The organism is Acinetobacter sp. B-6, assembly GCF_056930735.1.
Genome location: NZ_JBXPBY010000001.1, coordinates 25,745 through 44,453 on the forward strand (window position 1 = coordinate 25,745; position 18,709 = coordinate 44,453).

General features: G+C 35.4%; 19 protein-coding genes. 14 read left to right on the plus strand and 5 right to left on the minus strand.

Going from position 1 to position 18,709, the window contains the following annotated elements; genetic code table 11:
- Positions 1-137: 137 nt before the first annotated feature.
- From AC1Z3T_RS00100 to AC1Z3T_RS00110, 3 genes are all read left to right on the plus strand, one after another.
- Entirely contained in the window at positions 138-644 is a 507-nt protein-coding gene (locus AC1Z3T_RS00100) for a PAAR domain-containing protein (protein ID WP_171494675.1), read from the plus strand.
- The gene (locus AC1Z3T_RS00105) at positions 638-1,393 is read left to right on the plus strand and encodes a hypothetical protein (protein ID WP_100885685.1); all 756 of its coding nucleotides are present in this window, start codon (positions 638-640) and stop codon (positions 1,391-1,393) included. Before AC1Z3T_RS00100 ends, AC1Z3T_RS00105 begins: the two co-directional genes overlap by 7 nt.
- Before the next feature lie 1,401 nt (positions 1,394-2,794).
- The gene (locus AC1Z3T_RS00110) at positions 2,795-3,166 is read left to right on the plus strand and encodes a hypothetical protein (protein ID WP_004829387.1); all 372 of its coding nucleotides are present in this window, start codon (positions 2,795-2,797) and stop codon (positions 3,164-3,166) included.
- 6 nt (positions 3,167-3,172) lie between these two features.
- Here the strand turns inward: AC1Z3T_RS00110 and AC1Z3T_RS00115 are convergent, their stop codons facing one another.
- From AC1Z3T_RS00115 to AC1Z3T_RS00125, 3 genes are all read right to left on the minus strand, one after another.
- Entirely contained in the window at positions 3,173-3,718 is a 546-nt protein-coding gene (locus tag AC1Z3T_RS00115) for a GNAT family N-acetyltransferase (RefSeq protein ID WP_004829386.1), read from the minus strand.
- 63 nt (positions 3,719-3,781) lie between these two features.
- Entirely contained in the window at positions 3,782-4,336 is a 555-nt protein-coding gene (locus AC1Z3T_RS00120) for a GNAT family N-acetyltransferase (protein ID WP_100885683.1), read from the minus strand.
- A gap of 65 nt (positions 4,337-4,401) precedes the next feature.
- Positions 4,402-4,896, minus strand: a complete 495-nt coding sequence (locus tag AC1Z3T_RS00125; RefSeq protein WP_004829384.1) for an Lrp/AsnC family transcriptional regulator — start codon at positions 4,894-4,896, stop codon at positions 4,402-4,404.
- A gap of 114 nt (positions 4,897-5,010) precedes the next feature.
- Here AC1Z3T_RS00125 and AC1Z3T_RS00130 point away from each other — a divergent pair, with 114 nt between their 5' ends.
- The 10 genes from AC1Z3T_RS00130 to AC1Z3T_RS00175 all read left to right on the plus strand — a co-directional run bounded on the left by AC1Z3T_RS00130 (position 5,011) and on the right by AC1Z3T_RS00175 (position 16,266).
- Complete coding sequence (locus AC1Z3T_RS00130) at positions 5,011-5,619, plus strand: LysE family translocator (RefSeq protein WP_009584221.1); 609 nt, start codon at positions 5,011-5,013, stop codon at positions 5,617-5,619.
- A gap of 480 nt (positions 5,620-6,099) precedes the next feature.
- Positions 6,100-6,849 carry an electron transfer flavoprotein subunit beta/FixA family protein gene (locus AC1Z3T_RS00135; RefSeq protein WP_004829381.1) on the plus strand — a complete coding sequence of 250 codons (750 nt, stop codon included), beginning with the start codon at positions 6,100-6,102 and terminating at the stop codon, positions 6,847-6,849.
- A 17-nt stretch (positions 6,850-6,866) separates the two neighbouring features.
- On the plus strand, positions 6,867-7,799 hold the full coding sequence (locus tag AC1Z3T_RS00140; RefSeq protein ID WP_004829379.1) for an FAD-binding protein: 933 nt from the start codon (positions 6,867-6,869) through the stop codon (positions 7,797-7,799).
- A 711-nt stretch (positions 7,800-8,510) separates the two neighbouring features.
- Positions 8,511-9,287 (plus strand): YidX family protein, encoded by a 777-nt coding sequence (locus AC1Z3T_RS00145; protein WP_100885682.1) that lies wholly within the window; start codon positions 8,511-8,513, stop codon positions 9,285-9,287.
- A 23-nt stretch (positions 9,288-9,310) separates the two neighbouring features.
- Positions 9,311-10,165, plus strand: coding sequence for a zinc ribbon domain-containing protein (locus AC1Z3T_RS00150; RefSeq protein ID WP_100885681.1), 855 nt, complete (start codon positions 9,311-9,313; stop codon positions 10,163-10,165).
- 9 nt (positions 10,166-10,174) lie between these two features.
- Positions 10,175-10,531, plus strand: coding sequence for a hypothetical protein (locus tag AC1Z3T_RS00155; protein WP_004829372.1), 357 nt, complete (start codon positions 10,175-10,177; stop codon positions 10,529-10,531).
- A gap of 409 nt (positions 10,532-10,940) precedes the next feature.
- The gene (gene gyrA / locus AC1Z3T_RS00160) at positions 10,941-13,943 is read left to right on the plus strand and encodes a DNA gyrase subunit A (RefSeq protein ID WP_100885680.1); all 3,003 of its coding nucleotides are present in this window, start codon (positions 10,941-10,943) and stop codon (positions 13,941-13,943) included.
- Positions 13,944-14,025: 82 nt separating this feature from the next.
- Positions 14,026-14,532 carry a hypothetical protein gene (locus tag AC1Z3T_RS00165; RefSeq protein ID WP_199979326.1) on the plus strand — a complete coding sequence of 169 codons (507 nt, stop codon included), beginning with the start codon at positions 14,026-14,028 and terminating at the stop codon, positions 14,530-14,532.
- A 60-nt stretch (positions 14,533-14,592) separates the two neighbouring features.
- A complete protein-coding gene (locus tag AC1Z3T_RS00170; protein WP_228153610.1) occupies positions 14,593-15,897 on the plus strand; it encodes a hypothetical protein in 1,305 nt (434 codons plus the stop codon).
- 51 nt (positions 15,898-15,948) lie between these two features.
- Positions 15,949-16,266: a YqfO family protein gene (locus AC1Z3T_RS00175; RefSeq protein WP_100885677.1), complete on the plus strand. Its 318-nt coding sequence runs from the start codon at positions 15,949-15,951 to the stop codon at positions 16,264-16,266.
- A gap of 48 nt (positions 16,267-16,314) precedes the next feature.
- Here the strand turns inward: AC1Z3T_RS00175 and AC1Z3T_RS00180 are convergent, their stop codons facing one another.
- The gene (locus tag AC1Z3T_RS00180) at positions 16,315-17,076 is read right to left on the minus strand and encodes a nitroreductase family protein (protein WP_009584121.1); all 762 of its coding nucleotides are present in this window, start codon (positions 17,074-17,076) and stop codon (positions 16,315-16,317) included.
- Between the two features lie 99 nt (positions 17,077-17,175).
- Entirely contained in the window at positions 17,176-17,976 is an 801-nt protein-coding gene (locus tag AC1Z3T_RS00185; RefSeq protein ID WP_100885676.1) for an enoyl-CoA hydratase, read from the minus strand.
- A 101-nt stretch (positions 17,977-18,077) separates the two neighbouring features.
- Here AC1Z3T_RS00185 and AC1Z3T_RS00190 point away from each other — a divergent pair, with 101 nt between their 5' ends.
- Positions 18,078-18,644, plus strand: coding sequence for a nicotinate-nicotinamide nucleotide adenylyltransferase (locus AC1Z3T_RS00190; RefSeq protein WP_004829353.1), 567 nt, complete (start codon positions 18,078-18,080; stop codon positions 18,642-18,644).
- Positions 18,645-18,709: the final 65 nt, after the last annotated feature.

Sequence of the window (18,709 nt, forward strand, 5' to 3'; positions counted from 1 at the left end):
ATAACTAAACATTTTGTAAATATTTAGCTTGATAGAAAATAAGAATATCGAGTATTTAAGTATATAGTTGATGTAAATAATACTCATTAACTTTTACGGGTATTAAATTATACTTAAAACTAAATAGGAAAAATTATATGCAGGCGTTTATAACAAGAGGTTGCTCAACTGATCATGGGGGTAAAATTATAGAAGGCGAAGATTCTTGGTTGGTTGAGGGAAGGGCGGTACATCTAGAAGGAATGACTCATTATTGTCCAAAATGTAAAATATTATCTAAAGCGATTGGAACTGAACGTGGATTTATATTGATTCAAGGTAAAAACCCGATTGTTCATGGCGATCGTTCAAGTTGTGGTTCAAAATATATCAAAATTTCAGATTTAGCTGGACGTGATGCAGGGAAAGATCATACATCTTCTCAGCTCAAATTGAGTCAACAAAAAAATGGATATTCTGCACAATATCAACTTATAAATCAGTTGGATGGTACAGTGTATAAAAATGTTAAATATAAAATTACTTATGACGATGGTCATATTGTAGAGGGTATTACTGACAATGACGGAATGACTGAAAAATTAAACAGCCGTGATCAGTCTAATCAAATTAGTATCGAAACTTTTGAGAATGACTCATGGTAGATATTTATCGAGGTCAAACAAAACAAAATGCCAAAGTAGAGCAAATCAAAATAAAGCTTCCTGTGCGATTAATCATTTATGGTGGGGCGAAGTCTGCGAGTGACAATAGTGCATTTTTGCATGCTTCAAAAAACGTCATCAAAGATTATAGGAATGACCTACCTATCAAATCTTATTTTATGTCGCAGGGAATAAAACAATTGATCAATGCGATAAATAAGGAAGCAGAAAATTCGGTACAATCTTTAGATATTTTTTCACATGGGTCTGAAGAAGGTCTTTATACGGTGTTGGGTGCTTCAGTAATAGAATCAATTACTGAAAGTGATGTTAAAAATAAAAACTTAGCTTCAAATATATACAGAAATTATATGACTAAGTATTATCGATGGACGCTTTTTGGAGAAAGTAATCTAAATAATTTATATGTCATTTCAAATATTAATTTTAAAAAATTTACAATAGAATCCAAAATAGAAATACATGGATGCCACTCTGCATTTGATGGTGAAAGAGATACCTTATGTGCCTTAATGTCTAAAGCTTTATATCAGGCAGGTAAAAAAAGAAGTGTCGTCATCGGGCATGCTGATTTTGCAACACCGAATAGAGGTGGGACAAAGGTAATTAGTCAACAGGACTATCGTCATGAAGAGCGAGTAATTTATAACAATGGAAATGTTATTGCTAGAACCCGAGCAGAAGGTCGAATTTCTTCTTCTTTTATCAAAAAGGCATTAGGTGGTTAAATGGATGAATATAACTATTGGGTTAGTCTTTACTCGATAATTTTTAGTGTACTGATTGCATCCTTGAGCCTTAACTCTATTACTTTGATTAAAGATAAATTCAATAAAATCTTAGCGTTCTTTGTTTTTACTGGAATTTATTCTAGTGTTTTAAGCTTTTTTTTTAGTTATGCATCAATAGGTTATATGGAAAACGATTTTTTATCTAAATTTATATATAAAGGGTACTCATCTAACCTTTTCTTTGGAGTTTTTTTACCATTAATTTCTGTCTTATCAACGATCACTTTGTTGGTCAGAATATTGATTAGAATAAAAATAAAGAGTGTATGAAATGGAACAATATAATTATTGGGTCACCCTTTATTCGATAATTTTTAGTGTACTGATTGCATCCTTGAGCCTTAACTCTATTACTTGGATTAAAGATAAATTCAATAAAATCTTAGCATTTTTTGTTTTTACGGGGCTATATTCTTTAATTTTAAGTTATTTTTTCGAAAGATCATCCATAGGGTATACACAGCAAGAATTTTTACCTACATTTATTTATAAAGGGTATAACGCTCATATTTTTCAAGGGAGTATATATTTATTAATTACTTTTTTAATATTTATTATTCTACTAATAAGGTTGTTTTTAAAGAAAAATAACATCTCTAAGTTGTAGCTTTGTAAAGTCTTGTCTAAGCTAAAAATATTTTAGTATATCTAATGAGTTTATAAAGTCAGTGAGAAAAATTGGGTAAAATTAAATAATTGATTGATAAATATAGGAAAATTTATTACGAAAGCTTATCAAATTATTGTACTCAAAAAAGATTTATAAATAAACCATTTATCAAAAAAGCTAGGTGTTGAAATGGATGAATATAACTATTGGGTCGCCCTTTATTCGATAATTTTTAGTGTACTGATTGCATCCTTGAGCCTTAACTCTATTACTTTGATTAAAGATAAATTCAATAAAATCTTAGCGTTTTTTGTTTTTACGGGACTATATTCTTTCATTTTAAGTTATTTTTTTGGCAAAGCCTTTATTGGTTATACTCAACAAGAACGATTATATAAATTTATTTTTGATGGCTATAGACATCACTTATTTCATGGCAATATATATCTAATCCTAACTTGTATATTATTCTTTATTCTAATAATTAGATTGTTGAGGAAAAGAAGAGTAGCTGCATGTTCGTGAGTACATTTGATTGATGACGGAAGTCCATCTAAGTTGTTAAAAACTTCTCATCTTTGAGAACATGCACACAGATTAGACACATTTAGCACAGAAAAAAGTCGAATAGATAATTGTTTTTAAAAATGCTCTCATGTATATCTAAGTTTCGTATTTATCAAATACATTTTTATTGATTCAATTTTGCAAAAAATTTAGGTCTTTCAATGATCCCCGAACTTGAACAAAAATATAAGCAACTGACTGAAGCTCAAAAAGAGATTTTTAAGGGCTATGGCTTACGTCAAATTAAACATTTTGTAGAATTTAGCTTACCCAAAATTGAGGCGACATTACCTGAAGCGGGGAAGGTCTTGGGAATTAATGCTGAAGGAAAAGTCCAAGCAATCAATACCCAAACCAATCAAACCTATCTATGGATATCAGATCAGCAATGGCAAGCGGCTCATACTGTTTCAAGCCATATTGATTTAAAAGAAGATTTTATTGAAATTTGGCAGGTGTTGGAGCTTGAAAAGCAAGATTTGATTGATTTAAGTCATATCCATCGTGATTTTTTAGAGAGCATTGCCAAGTAAGATCTCTTAGTCTTGAAAATCCTGTTTTTTAATTCGATATAACTTTTCCTCTCGTAGTGGGTGATGATCATCAAAATCAGGATGCAAGAAGTCATGTGAAAAACGCATTCCGATTTTTTCCATGACTTTTTGTGAAGAAAAATTATGTTTTGCAGTAAAAGCAACAATTTCTTCAAAACCCAATTCTTCAAAAGCAAATCGTAAACAGGCATGAGCACCTTCAGTTGCATAACCTTGATTCCAAAATTTAGGATCAAGTCGCCATCCAATTTCGATACACGGTGAAAAATCAAACTTTGAAGGTTGTGGATGTAGCCCGATGCAGCCGATGAATTCTTGAGTTTCTAATAGTTCAACAGCCCAAAGCCCCCAACCTTTGATCTCAATAAGGTATTTGATTTGATTGGCTAATTCATCACTTTGCTGGCGATTTAATATTTTTGGGAAAAACTGCATCACTTCAGGATTGGAGGTTATTTTTGCAAAAGCTTCTAAATCAGAAGGTTGCCATTGTCGAAGCAAGAGTCGATCCGTACATAATTCATAAATCATCGTTGATGGGCATCCTTACTTGTTTATTATTTGCTGATGTTTGAATCTTAGCATGTTTACTTTTTAAAAGTTTGGGTTGGCTATACGATAAAGTACATGTTCTGCTAACGCATGTTGCGCATCTAAAGCTGGATGTTGAAAAGCGCAAACATACTGCATTCCCAATCGCTGCATCACTTTTTCAGAAGGTCGATTGGATACAGCTGTAAATGCGACGATCTGTTTTAAAGCCAATCGCTCAAATGCAAATGTTAAGCAAGCTTTAGCAGCTTCTGTTGCATAACCTTTATTCCAATAAGGTCGATCAAGACGCCAGCCAATTTCAACACAGGGTGAAAAACTGAACTTTTCTGGTTGGTCAGCTAATCCAACAAAACCAATAAATTTTTGATTTTCTTTTAACTCGACAGCCCACATACCCCAGCCATAACTTGCGATAAGATGTTGAAATTTTTCTGCTAAAAGATCGCTTTGTTGTTTACTCAGTGTAGATGGAAAATACAACATCACTTCTGGATCTGCATTTAAATGTGCAAAAGCATCTAAATCGCTCGCTTGCCATTGTCTTAAAATTAATCTCGGTGTTTCTAACTGTATCGGAGAACTAAATTTTTTCATTGTATTGCCTTCAATGATTATAATTGCCTAATCGGTGCTTAGATCATTCATACCAACTTTACTGATTACAGGTCTTCTAAGGGAAGCTGAAAACTTTGTTTGATGATCTGACTGGGTACATCCGTTTTGACACTGGTGATACCATTTTTCTTGGTTAAATGGGTCGATTGAAATTTACGGTAACTTTCCAGATCGGGAACGACTACTTTTAACATCGCATCACACTCTCCCAAAATGATATAGCACTCCATGACTTGAGGAAGCTCTTTCATGGCTTCAATGAATGTATCAATGGTTTCAGCATCTTGTCCCAACAGCCAAATTCGTGAAAATAAAATCAATTGAAACCCAATTTTTTGTGGATCTACCACAGTAGTGTAATTCTGAATGACTTTAGCATCTTCCAAGAGACGAACGCGTCTAAGACAAGAGGAAGGTGATAAGCCAATTTCACGGGCTAAATCGTTATTCTGGATTCGACCATTGGCTTGTAAGGTTCGAATGATATTTTTATCAATACGATCTAACTTTATTAGAATAGTCTTAGATGAAATTTTCATAAAATAGAATTTAATTCGAAAAATAATTAGAATTATAGAATATTTGAAATCCTATTTTAAGCATTTTCACAGATACTATTTTCTTCTCTCATTCAGACAGAAAGGAAAATTGAGATGTCTGTATTTGTGCTTTTTGCCTTAACGGTACTGCCGTTAATTTTCACACCAGGACCTGATATGTTATTTATCCTGTCACAAGTGATAGGTAAAGATGCGAAATCAGGCATGATGGCGACCCTTGGGGTTTGTTCGGGGTATTTGGTTCACTCGATATTGGTTGCGCTCGGTATTGCGGCAATCATTGTGTCATTTCCAGTTTTGTTCGAAACCATTCGCTATTTGGGAATTGCTTACTTGTTATATCTAGCTTTTCATCTAATTAAGTCTGTATTTAACACTAAACAAATACAGATTGAGCAAAAAGCGGTATCGAATCCTATTCATAAAGGTTTTTTTACAGCGTTATTGAACCCTAAAGGAATGCTGATATATTTTGCAATTTTGCCGCAGTTTATTGATAAGTCAGGAAATACTGTTACCCAAGGTTTTGCATTGTCCTTTATTTTTATTGCTTTGATCTTTGTGGTGTATTGCAGTTTGAGTTTGGTTGTTGCCAAAGTGACGCAAAAACAACAGATCAATGAGCGTAATCAAAAATGGATTGATGGGGGTTCTGGAACATTATTGACCCTTGCGGCAGCTTGGCTAATCGTAAATTCATAAAACCATAAAGATAAGACGGGATTCAAAATCATGCCCGTTTTATCTTTTTTTGTATTTTGTTACAAGTTTAATGCCTAAATAATCACAAATTTAATGAATAAACATAGTGAGAAAAATTGCTGAATCTGTCTGAAATGACAAAGCCTACATTTGTAAATTTTTTTATGTTGGCATCCCGTTGATTGATTGATAATTTATCTTAATCATTTTGATTATTTATACAGAATTTATACAAATAATGTTATTTATCAATATATAAATATTGTCGAAATAGTATTCTTATACGTCTTAGTTAAACCTTTTAGAAAAAATGTGAACTGTACGTTCAGGCTTTTTTAAGACTTTTTAGCGCTGTTTTGTGAATTGTGACTTGACCGAAATGCCAATCACATTGCAAGATAGGACACCTAAATAATTTTAAATGAAGCGTTATTATAACTCTTCTTAACATTTACTTTTGCTAAAACAGCCGAGGATTACATGAAGGCTCTTGTTGCTGTAAAACGTGTGGTTGATGCCAACGTTAAAGTTCGCGTTAAACCGGACAATAGTGGGGTAGACCTTACTAACGTTAAAATGTCAATTAACCCATTTTGTGAAATCGCAGTGGAAGAAGCGGTTCGCTTAAAAGAAAAAGGAACAGTTTCAGAAATCGTTGTTGTTTCTGTTGGTCCTAAAGAAGCGCAAGAACAAATTCGTTCTGCAATGGCTTTGGGTGCAGACCGCGGTATCTTGGTTGAAACTACAGATGAAATTGGTGCTTTAGAAGTTGCTAAAATTCTTAAAGGTGTAGTTGAACAAGAACAACCACAACTGATCCTTTTAGGTAAACAAGCGATTGATGATGACTCGAATCAAGTAGGTCAAATGCTTGGTGCATTATTAAATGCAGGTCAAGGTACATTTGCTTCTGTTGTAACTGTAAATGGCGACAAAGTTCAAGTTACTCGTGAAGTAGACGGTGGTTTACAAACTGTAGAGCTTAACACGCCTGCGATCATTACCACTGACTTACGTTTGAACGAGCCACGTTATGCGGCACTTCCAAACATCATGAAAGCACGTAAAAAACCGCTTGATACGAAATCTCCTGCAGATTATGGCGTTACGGCAGCTTCTAAACTTAAAACAGTTAAAGTTGAACCGCCTGCAGAGCGTAAAGCTGGTGTGCAAGTGAAGTCTGTAGACGAGCTTGTTGAAAAACTTAAAAATGAAGCGAAAGTGATCTAATACAGAAGGATAAAATCATGAGTATTTTAGTTATCGCTGAGCACGACAATAAGACACTTAACGGTGCAACTTTAAACGTTGTTGCTGCAGCTCAAAAAATCGGTGGTGATGTCACTGTATTGGTTGCAGGTTCTGGTGCTCAAGCAGTTGCAGATGCTGCTGCAAAAGTTGCTGGCGTAAGCAAAGTTTTACTTGCTGATGATGCTGCTTATGCAAATCAGTTGGCTGAGAATGTTGCGAAACTTGTTGCTGAATTAGGTAAAGGCTATACCCATATCCTTGCTGCTTCTACAACAACTGGTAAAAACATTCTTCCACGTGCTGCTGCACTTTTAGACGTAAGCATGATTACTGATATCATTGCTGTTGAAGGTCCAAAAACTTTCAAACGTCCAATCTATGCAGGTAACGCGATTGCAACAGTTCAATCTGATGAAGCAATTGTTGTTGCAACTGTACGTGGTACTGCATTTGACCCAGTTGCTGCTGAAGGCGGTTCTGCTGCGGTTGAATCAGTTGCTTCTACAGGTGATGCTGGCATTTCTAAGTTTATTTCTGAAGAAATCGTGAAATCAGAACGCCCAGAATTAACAGCAGCTCGTATTGTTGTTTCTGGTGGTCGTGGTGTTGGTTCTGGTGAGAACTACCATAAAGTACTTGATCCACTTGCTGACAAGCTTGGTGCTGCTCAAGGTGCTTCACGTGCTGCCGTTGATGCTGGTTTCGTTCCAAACGACATGCAAGTTGGTCAAACAGGTAAGATTGTTGCACCAGACCTTTATGTTGCTGTTGGTATTTCAGGTGCGATTCAGCACTTGGCAGGTATGAAAGATTCTAAAGTGATCGTAGCGATCAACAAAGATGAAGAAGCACCAATAAATGCAGTAGCTGATTACTGGTTAGTGGGTGATTTGAATACTGTCGTTCCAGAGTTAGTTTCTAAACTTTAATTCTAGAATTCAGTGTCAAAAAAGCGCTTAGGATTACCTGAGCGCTTTTTTAGTTTTTGAATGATTGAAGTTAACACAATATAAATCAGATCATTAACATGGGTATTTTAAGCGTTTGTATTGAACGTTTATTTTGAATTTTAGGCTTCAATAGCGTTATTTATTCATATTTTAAAGAACTATAATTTAAGATCAATAGATCATTGCCTTAGTGAACTGTGCGCAAAAAGCATTCTCAATTGCTATGCTTAAACCGTCTTATTATTCATATAAGTGATTTGATATTAATTGTTTACTTCAAATGAACTGTAGATCTTTTATACGAATTTTTAGAAGCTTTGGATGGTTTAATTTGCATTGCATTTTTGAATTATAAATCGCCTATGCATCGTGATGCGACATAGAAGTTGCCATAGAGAGTGGGCTGATATCATAAAAAAACAAGGCACTGCTTTGTTTGCTGAGCAAGAATACGTTTAAACAAGTAAACTCAAACCTTAACTGGTTTATCGTTTTTTTAATTTAAAACAAATACGTCATTTGTTTAGTTTTACTTTATAACCTGATAAAATTAAATAAAATATTGTGATATTATTGGATTTAATGTTCACTTTTGTGATTTTTTTAACATTTAAAATTAATTAAACTTAATTTTAAAAAATAAAACTCTAAAGGTGGAGTCAACATATTATAAATTGAATAGGAAATACTTTGAAAATCTCTAATCAAAAAAACATTACACAAAAAATCACGGCACAAAAAGTCATAGTATTGATCTTGCCTATGATGCTCACAGGTTGCTTTTCAATCACACACCAAATGTTAAAAAAATCTGCTGTAAATACTGAGAATATTGTTGTTTCTCAGTCGGATGATGTATTGGTTGGTTTGGCACAGCGACAACAGCAATACTATTTTATTGGACAGCACTATATTCTTGAAATACCGAAGAAACAATTGAATCTTGAGAGCTTACAATCTGGTTTAAACATACAAAAAATAATCATTAATCAAAATCAGCCTTTGCAAGTGAATGTAAATATTGCAACTCAACAACAGCAAGGGTTAAATATTATATTACGTTATGAAAAAGCTGATCAGACGTTATCTGAAAAAGAACGTCAAACGCTACAGCAGAACGGTTTTAGCAAAACCACAATACAGCCTAATTGGAGTAAAACTTTCAAATCTGATTTTAAATTTTATAAAATTGGAGCGCAAACACAGTTAAATTTTCAGCCTTATACTGGGACATTACAGAAAATTCCTGTACAAATTAGCTTCTTTAAGCAAAAGAAATCATTTGATGCTGTACAAGCGCTAGACAATACTTTTAATATGGTATTGGCAGGTGCGTTGGATGTAGTGACTTTACCTTTTCAAATTTTAACAGTATCTGTGATCCGTGAAGGTATTCATCAGACCGCGGAACAACGAAAAAAATCTGAATCTCAACCTGCACAGAAAACTTTACCGCAGACTCAATAATTTAACTTTAAAATAGAAAAAATATGAAGTGTCCTAAATGTAATGCTGAAAATATTAATGAAGCTGTCAAATGCGGCATTTGTGGTGCTCGCCTAAAACATATTAAACAGAATAATATATTTACAGGGAGCAGCAATGTTGAATCGTCCGTACGCCGAGAAAATAAAAAAGCATCAACACCACCAAAACAGGGCACTCCACCAGAGTCAAAAACATTAACAGAAAGCTTAATGGATAAAAATGTTTCTATTGAGGATAAGGCACGGATTTTTTTAGATTCTTGGCAGGATAAAGCCAAAGACACTTGGGGAGATACACAAAATCCGAAGAAAAAGAAAAATTTAAAAATTGTATGGATACTTTTAGCGGTTTTTATGTTTGGTCCAGCCGTGTTGGGCATCGTTGCGAGTGTCGTTATTCCAGCTGTAATGTCAGTGATTGGTATTACAAATGTAGATCATTCTGCTACAGATCAAGATGCTGAGGCGACAGATGTTGCAACAGCCGCCGCTGAAGATATAAATGCGGATGATGAAATAGATAGTATTAAAAATCAGTTATTTTCTCGCTATAGCGCAGTAGAAGAATTTCAGAAAGATATCGAAAAGTATTATCAGAAAACAGGGAAACTTCCTACGCAGTTGAAGCAATTAGAACCCTATACTGAAACTGGTTTTAGTGATTATACTTATCAATATTTTGCGGTGGGTCAAAATGGCTCAATCGTTGGGTTATTTCGACTGGAACCAGAAAAAAAGATCTATGCTGTACCTGAAATTCGACATAAAAAAATTGTAGGGTGGACGTGTTATAGTATTGGTATAGAAGATGATTTGCTCAAAGACTGCCAATACTTAGACGATGATCCTTTTAAGTAATCGTTTAATATGAGTTCAATCAAAAATACTGAACATCCAATGTTTGGTAGAATTTACATTTTCATCGTCTGCCTTTTTGCTTTAGTAATCGGTCTGCCATTATTTTTTAAGATGCAACATTCGATGTGGATGCAAGGTTTACTGGCATATGGGTTTCTGTTGATCTTAATTGGATTTGTTCTCTATCATTTAGCATTTATTTATCGTGCCGATGATGCTGATGTGCAAATGTGGATGGATCAATATGTTTTAAATGAGCCGACTTATTTACATCATGTGATTTTTCATTTTGTATTTTTTATGAGTTTATTGGTCATTACACATTTTGTTTTTGTATTTTATAAATTATTTAGAACTACAGATTAACAAAAAAATGTTATAAATCAGGTCAAATTTTACCTCAATTTATTTGAAAATGCTTTGAAATAGACATGCATACACGATGATTTTCGCTGTTATTGATTTGATCTTAATACAGCAAATCTAAGTTGGATAAGTGATTTAAATATCGACGTGTTGATCAGTTTGAGTTTTGTTGTTCTACTGCTAATTTTACAGGCATTTTTAATCTCAAAAAAAACTTAAATTTGCTTAAAAATACTACAAAAAATCATGATTATAGTGGGGATGGATTGGCACAAAAGCAATAGAATTTATGCTATACTGTATGACTGAATTTTACATTTTGGCTCAACTTTTTTTGAGCTAAATTTTGACTAGCTAGATGATATAAATGAACAGCCGTAACGAGTGCTGTTTGTAATAAGGAGTATGCATGAGCGTATCGGAAACTAGACCGATTGCCATTGAGGATGAACTAAAAAGCTCATATCTCGATTATGCCATGAGTGTTATTGTATCTCGTGCATTACCAGACGTGAGAGATGGCTTAAAGCCCGTTCATCGTCGTGTGCTATTCGCTATGCACGAGTTAGGCAATGATTATAACAAAGCTTATAAAAAATCGGCACGTGTTGTTGGTGACGTAATCGGTAAATATCACCCACATGGTGACTCGGCTGTTTATGAAACCATTGTTCGTATGGCGCAAGACTTTAGCTTACGTTATCAATTGGTTGATGGTCAGGGAAACTTTGGTTCTGTCGATGGTGACAGTGCCGCAGCGATGCGTTATACCGAAGTTCGTATGCGCAAATTGACCCACGAAATACTGGCTGACCTAGAGAAAGATACAGTCGAATGGGAAGATAACTATGATGGATCTGAGCGTATCCCTCAAGTTATGCCAACACGTATTCCCAACTTATTGATCAATGGTGTAACGGGTATTGCTGTGGGTATGGCGACCAATATGGCGCCGCATAACCTGACAGAAGTGATCAATGCTTGTTTAGCGTATGCAAATAATCCGAATATCTCTGTTGAAGGATTGATGGAACATGTGACTGGTCCAGACTTCCCTACAGGGGGGATTATTTATGGTAAATCAGGAATTGTAGATGCTTACCGTACAGGTAAAGGTCGTTTGCACATTCGTGGTAAATATCATTTTGAAGAAGACCAGAAATCAGGTCGCACGACAATCGTATTTACAGAAATTCCATATCAAGTCAATAAAGCAAAAACCATTGAGCGAATTGCTGAATTGGTTAAAGAAAAGAAACTTGAAGGTATTTCAGAGCTACGTGATGAATCTGATAAAGATGGGATGCGCATTGCGATTGACTTAAAGCGTGGAGAAAATGCTGAAGTTATCGTCAATAATTTATTCCTCAATACCCAATTAGAAAACTCTTTCAGCATTAATATGGTCTGTCTTGATAATGGTCAGCCTAAATTAATGAATTTAAAAGATATTGTTGCGGCATTTATTCGTCATCGTCAAGAAGTTGTGACTCGCCGCACCATGTTCGAATTACGTAAAGCGCGTGAACGTGGACATATCTTGGAAGGTTTGACTGTTGCTTTAGCCAATATTGATGAAATTATTGAGACCATCAAAACCTCGGCAAATCCAACAGAAGCGCGTGAACGTCTACTTGCGGGTGAATGGGCAGGTGGCAATGTTGTTGCATTGCTCGAAAAAGCAGGTGCAATTTCAGTTCGCCCAGATGAGATCGAAGGTGAAGATCCAAATCGTCCATTTGGTTTAGATGGTATGGTTTACCGTTTGTCTCCAGCGCAAGTCGGCGCAATTTTAGAATTACGTTTGCATCGTTTAACAGGTCTTGAACAAGACAAGTTACAAGCAGAATATTCTGAAATATTGGCTCAAATTGCTGAACTCACCGCAATTTTAAATGATTTTAATTTGTTGATGGGCGTGATCAAAGAAGAGTTAGCATTGATTCTTCAGCAATATGGTGATGGTCGTCGTACCGAGATTGTTGAATCTCGTATTGACTTCTCACGTGAAGATTTAATCCCTGAAGAGCAAGTGGTATTGACCGTTTCTAAGTCGGGTTATGCCAAAACTCAGCCATTGTCAGACTACGCTGCTCAACGCCGTGGTGGACGTGGTAAGTCGGCTACGTCGATGAAAGAAGACGATTATATTCAGCACTTAATTGTGACTTCAAACCATGCAACAGTGTTGTGCTTTACCAATGTGGGTAAAGTATATCGCTTAAAAGTATTTGAAGTACCACAAGCATCTCGTGGTGCAAAAGGACGCCCAATGGTGAACTTGTTGCCATTAGATGCGGATGAAACAATTACAGCGATTCTTCCTGTGATTGATGCACCGAAGAAATTCACAGAACGTTTAACTGAGTTTAGAAGTTTTGTGCGTACAAATGTCGCAAAACTTCGTGAAAATGCCATTATCGATTCGCACTATGAAGCATTAAAAGCTGCATTTGCTGAATTAGGCGAAAACCCAGATGATTTATCAGATGCTTTACGTAAGCAGTTGAAAGAAATTGGATTGGAATTATCTGCTTCAGATCTTGATGATGAATTGATTGCAGAATTTGCAGAACGTGTAGAAAGTGTTCGCAAAAACTTCTATGTATTTATGGCAACAGCATCGGGTACTGTTAAACGTGTTGAATTAGAACAATTCAGTAATGTACGTTCAAATGGTTTACGTGCGATTGAGTTAAAAGAAGAAGATACGCTGATTGGTGTGGCAATTACCGATGGTGAACAGCAAATCATGTTGTTCTCAAATGAAGGTAAGGCAATCCGCTTCTCTGAAACTGACGCGCGTGTGATGGGACGTACAGCGAAAGGTGTTCGTGGTATGCGTGTTAGCTTGGCTGCTGCTCAAGCTGAAGAAGACTCAGAAACCGATGTAGATTCAGATGATGAAGATTCTTCAGATTTGAATATCGTGAGTCGTATTGTCTCATTGGTTGTTGTGCCTGAAACTGGAGAGGTGCTTTGTGCATCTGCAAATGGTTATGGTAAACGTACACCTGTAGATGATTTCCCAACCAAGAAACGTGGCGGTAAGGGTGTGATTGCAATCAAAACATCTGAACGTAATGGTGAATTGGTCGGCGCGGTTGCAATTGATGCATCCAAAGAGTTAATGCTGATTTCTGACGGTGGTACTTTAGTTCGTACCCGAGCTTCGGAAGTTGCAAGAACGGGTCGTAATGCTCAAGGTGTTCGTTTGATTCGCTTAGGTAATGAAGAAGTCTTGGTCGGTGTGGTTGCGGTTGAAGCAGTTGAAGAAGAATTAGCTGCACTTGTTGATGAAGATCATACTGATAGTTCAGAGCAGTTGATTGATGCTGAAAAATTAGTAGATGAGGAAACTATCATGGACGAGGGTGAAACTGAGTCTGATGAAGGTGCCTCAGAAGAATAATTCTATACTGCATAGAAGGACGCTTAGGCGTCCTTTTTATTATTTAAAAATCAATAAAAAAGATCGTTGAGTCAATTAAACAATGAAAAAATTATACAAACTTTCTTTGATAAGTAGTGCTTTTATAGTGGGTGCTTGTGATCAAGTGAAAAATTTTAGTGATCAAAAAAAGCAAGAACTCGTCGCAAAGCTTGAGCAGAAAATGAATGAAAAAATGCGAGAATTGACTGAGCAAGAGGAGCAAAATGCAGAGGCACTCTATATTGCGATTCGAGACAAAGATGTTGGAACCATAGAAAAATTACTCGAACCTAAAGCTTATCAAGAGATGCAGGATGATGAAACAGCGCTTTTAGAGTTATCCAGTTATATTCCTTACTATGATCCTTTACTGAAAAAAGAGAGAATTTCATTTGGCAATCAGTATTATGTCGGAGAAGGACATTTTGTTATAGCCACTTATCTTTATGATTATGGTAAATCACAAAATCGCTATACGGTTACATTTCGAGCAGATCAGACTCAAAAAAATATTGCAGGTATCAATATACATAGGACTTTTTACTCATCGCAAATGAAATTCAACTGACTATTTTTAATTATATTTTTTTATCAAACTTCTAGAAATTTAACAATAAAGGGAGCACGTTTGGAAAACTTAACGATGCGATGTGTCGAAGGTACCATCGCAACAACGTCATATGATAAAAATACTGAACAATTTCGCTTAGTGATTGATCAAATGAATTATACATTCCCATTAAAAAGTGATTTCTATTTTAAGGTGGGTGATCGCGTCAAAATTATTTTCCATGGAAAACATGATGAAATAGACGCGGTGTTTAAACTAGATGATGGATTGCTATATTTGAATGATGCAATCTATCAGGTGAACGCTAAAAAACTATCTAATCAATTATATAAAACATGGTTTTCTACATTTTGGATCATTTTAATTTTAGTTTTAGAATTGGTGATTTATCAATTGGTCATGGACAGCACGGTTTATTATTTTGATATTATCCAATACGTTTTCGGTATTTTATGTTTATCTGTACTGTTGACTTGCTTTTTTTTAGTTCATCGTCTGATCAATCCTCAATATCAATATGCAGATCAAGTATTTAAATTACTGCAACTACCTAGTTTAGAACAACAGCAACTCCAATATTTCAGGATGACAAACTCGTATTTTGAAGTCATTCCAGATCTTTATTTTATGGAGCATGTACTGAATATTTCTAAAAAGCATAATTTGATTCAATCTCAAGCATTGGTTGAAAGAATGTGCAATCAGCGGAATAGAGAAAATTTAACTGAGTTTCAAGAGCTTAAATTTAAGCTGCAAGCACAAAAAGGCGAAATTAACAATATTCGATCGCAAAAGATTCCCTTGTCAGCAAAAGACACAGACCCTTTTTTTGAGGTTACAGCAACATTAAATGGCTTACCGATTTATGGTTATTTTGATGAGTTTTATGTCAAGAATGGACGAAATGTTGATGTTGTTTTAACAGAATTTCCAGATGAGAAGGGCTACTATATTTGGTATTTATACGACCGAGAGCGGTATTTATACTTAGATGAAGATCAACCCACCACTCTGAGTCAACATCATGGATGGGCTGAATGTGTAATCATGATCATTGTGATGGCTGCAATCTTATTTTTTATTTGGTTGTTTTTTGCTTTGGTTGCTGACTTTGTATTTTTCACCTATCTATATTTTGCAATCATGTTATTGGTCATCTTGTATCAAGTGGCTTTAGTTTTTTATAAACGCAAATTTGATACTGAAGCTAAAATGGGGTTTTATATTTATAATCAGATCACAGCACTGATCAAACTTCCAAGAAGTATTTATTTATCAGACTTAATTTTATATAAGATCGATCGAGATGAGGCATTTGAAACCAAGAGTAGAACTGGATATGACCTTAAACTTAAACCGTAGTCTCATGGTCGTTTAAAGATAAGCGAATTGGTTTTGATCTGGAGTGTGTCTATGCTTAAACTTATTTATTATGTTCCTGAATCCCATTTGGAAATCACCAAGCAAGCCATTTTTGATGCGGGTGCTGGAGGAATTGGGGACTACGAGCATTGTGCATGGCAAGTATTAGGTATGGGACAATTTAAACCAATAAAGGGAGCGAAGCCTTTTATTGGGGAGTTAGGTCATTTAGAACAACTGCCTGAATGGCGTGTAGAAATCATTGTTCCAGAGCATACAGCTAAAGCTGTTGCAATAGCTTTAAAAGCAAGTCATCCCTATGAAGAACCAGCTTTTGAATTTATTCAAATGATTGATATCAACATCTAGCTAAAATATACCCGCCCTTTAGAGAGCGGGTTAGCTTGTGCTTTAAAATTAAACTTTTTGAATGAATAATTTACGATCAAAGCGATATTGTGGGAAAAACACACCATCCTCAGCGCGCTCACCAGCACTGATGACCATGATTGGAAATTCTTTATGACCTAAGTTGAGAATTTTACGGACTAAAGGCTCATCAAAACCTTCCATCATACAGCTATCAAAACCATAAGCACGTAAAGCAAGGACCAGATTTTCACAAGCCAAAGCTGTGGTTTTACTTGCCCAAAGTTGAGCATCCGCAGGATTAAATGCAGTAACAGGAAGCTGTTTATCTAAAGTTCGTGCAACTTTAAAAGCCACTTTTTTAAAGTTACCGAGAGCATTGAGATAACCTGTTTTATAGTTATAGGCGATAAACTTATAATATTGCTTGACCGCTCTTGGTGCTTCTGGAAATGGAAAATCACTTAGATTCATTTTTGCCATTTCATCAATACGGTCTATTCGAGCTACACAGACGATTAATTCTGCCGCAGTTTTGGCTGATAATTGATTGAGACACGCTTTAATCAGTTGTTTCTTTTTAGATTCAGATTGAACCACATAGAACGTCCACGGTTGTAAATTAGATGAGTTAGGCGCAAGCAATGCCAAATCTAAACATGCATCTAACACTTCCGCAGGAATTTGTTTTTCAGTGAATTTACGAACCGAACGACGGCTTTCAATGACTTTTCGAAAATTTTCAATATCGATATCTTGCGGAGCCGGTTCGTAATAACGTTTTTTAGTGCTTGATGAATCTTGAGACATAATATTTGTACTGAATGTTGAATCGTTCAATTTTAGAGAATCAGAAATAAAAAAAACCACTGAATATTTGTAATACAGTGGTTTTTCGGATGAAATGAATTAATTAAACTGTGAAAAGTTTGGCTTGCGCTTTTGCATAAATGCGGCGACGGCTTCTGCCATTTCTGGTGATTTTACTCGTTGCATAAAGATGACTGCTTCATCATCTACACATTGAATAATTTCTTCGAGATTGTGCTTCATTAATGCTTTGGTTTGTTTGATTGATGCAAATGGAAGCGCGGCAAGCGTTTGAGCTTGATGAAGTGCATGACCATAAACATCGTCTTCAATACTATTAATTAGCCCCGCATTTAAAGCTTTTTCACTGTTAAATTTTTGTGCTGTTAACAACAGTTCAGCTGCTTTGTGATAGCCTGCCTGTTGAATTAAAAGTTTGCTTGAAGCGCCTTCAGGTGATAATCCTAAGCTTACAAATGGAATCTGGAACAGTGCAGTATTGTCTGCATAAACCAAATCTGCATGTAAAAGAATCGTTACACCGATCCCGATTGCAACACCACGTACTGCACAAATTAAAGGTTTAGATAAACGTGCAGCGGCTTTAAGTAAAACAAAAGGAGGACCGTCTCCTTCCTTGCCTTCAAGTGGCTGTTGAATGAAAGCCATAAAGTCTTTCATATCATTTCCTGCGCTAAAATCTGCTTCGGCACCACGTAAAATGACTACACGAACATCATTGTCTTGATCTGCTTCGTCTAATGCTTTAGCAATCCAAAGATAGAGTTCTCCGTACAGTGCATTTTTAGCTTCTGGTCGATTAATTGCTAAAGTCAGTACACCATTTTCTAAATTTGCGTTTAAATGTTGATGAGGTTGTTGAATACAACTGAGTGTCATCGTACTATCCTTGCTTTAAAATTTAATTGGATTTTATGCCCTCATTATGTCGCATATTTGAATTTATGTTGCAACTGATGAGTTCATAAAAAATTTGCTTTATGACTTATAAATTTGATTATCTGGTTTATATTGGACGTTTCCAGCCTTTTCATTTAGCGCACATGCAAACCATCAAAATTGCATTACAACAGAGTCATTTCGTGATTTTGGCGTTAGGGTCGGCACAGAATGAGCGGAATACCAAAAATCCTTTTCTGGCTTCAGAAAGGGAACAGATGATTTTGTCAAATTTCTCAGCAGCAGATCAAAAGCGAATTAAATTTGTTCATGTGATTGATGTTTATAATGATACCAAATGGGTTGAATTGGTTAAATCATTGGTCAATGGTGTTGTATTAGACCACGATAAAATTGGTTTAATTGGACATTTTAAAGATGATTCTTCTTATTATTTAAAGCTTTTTCCTGAATGGGAAATGGTTGAGCTGGACAGCTTGGTAGGTTCTATTTCTGCCACACCGCTACGTGAGGCGTATTATCGTGGTGAAATTTATCAAGCTGAATTTCCACTAGGCACAGCAGAGTTTTTAGCGGAATTTCAAAAAACCGAAATTTACCAACAATTAAAATACAAATACCAAACCGAAGACAAATCAAATCTTTAGGGTCTATGGATATTTCATAAATGGCTTGCGTTGTAGGTTAAAATTGAGCAGGCAAGGCATGAAAT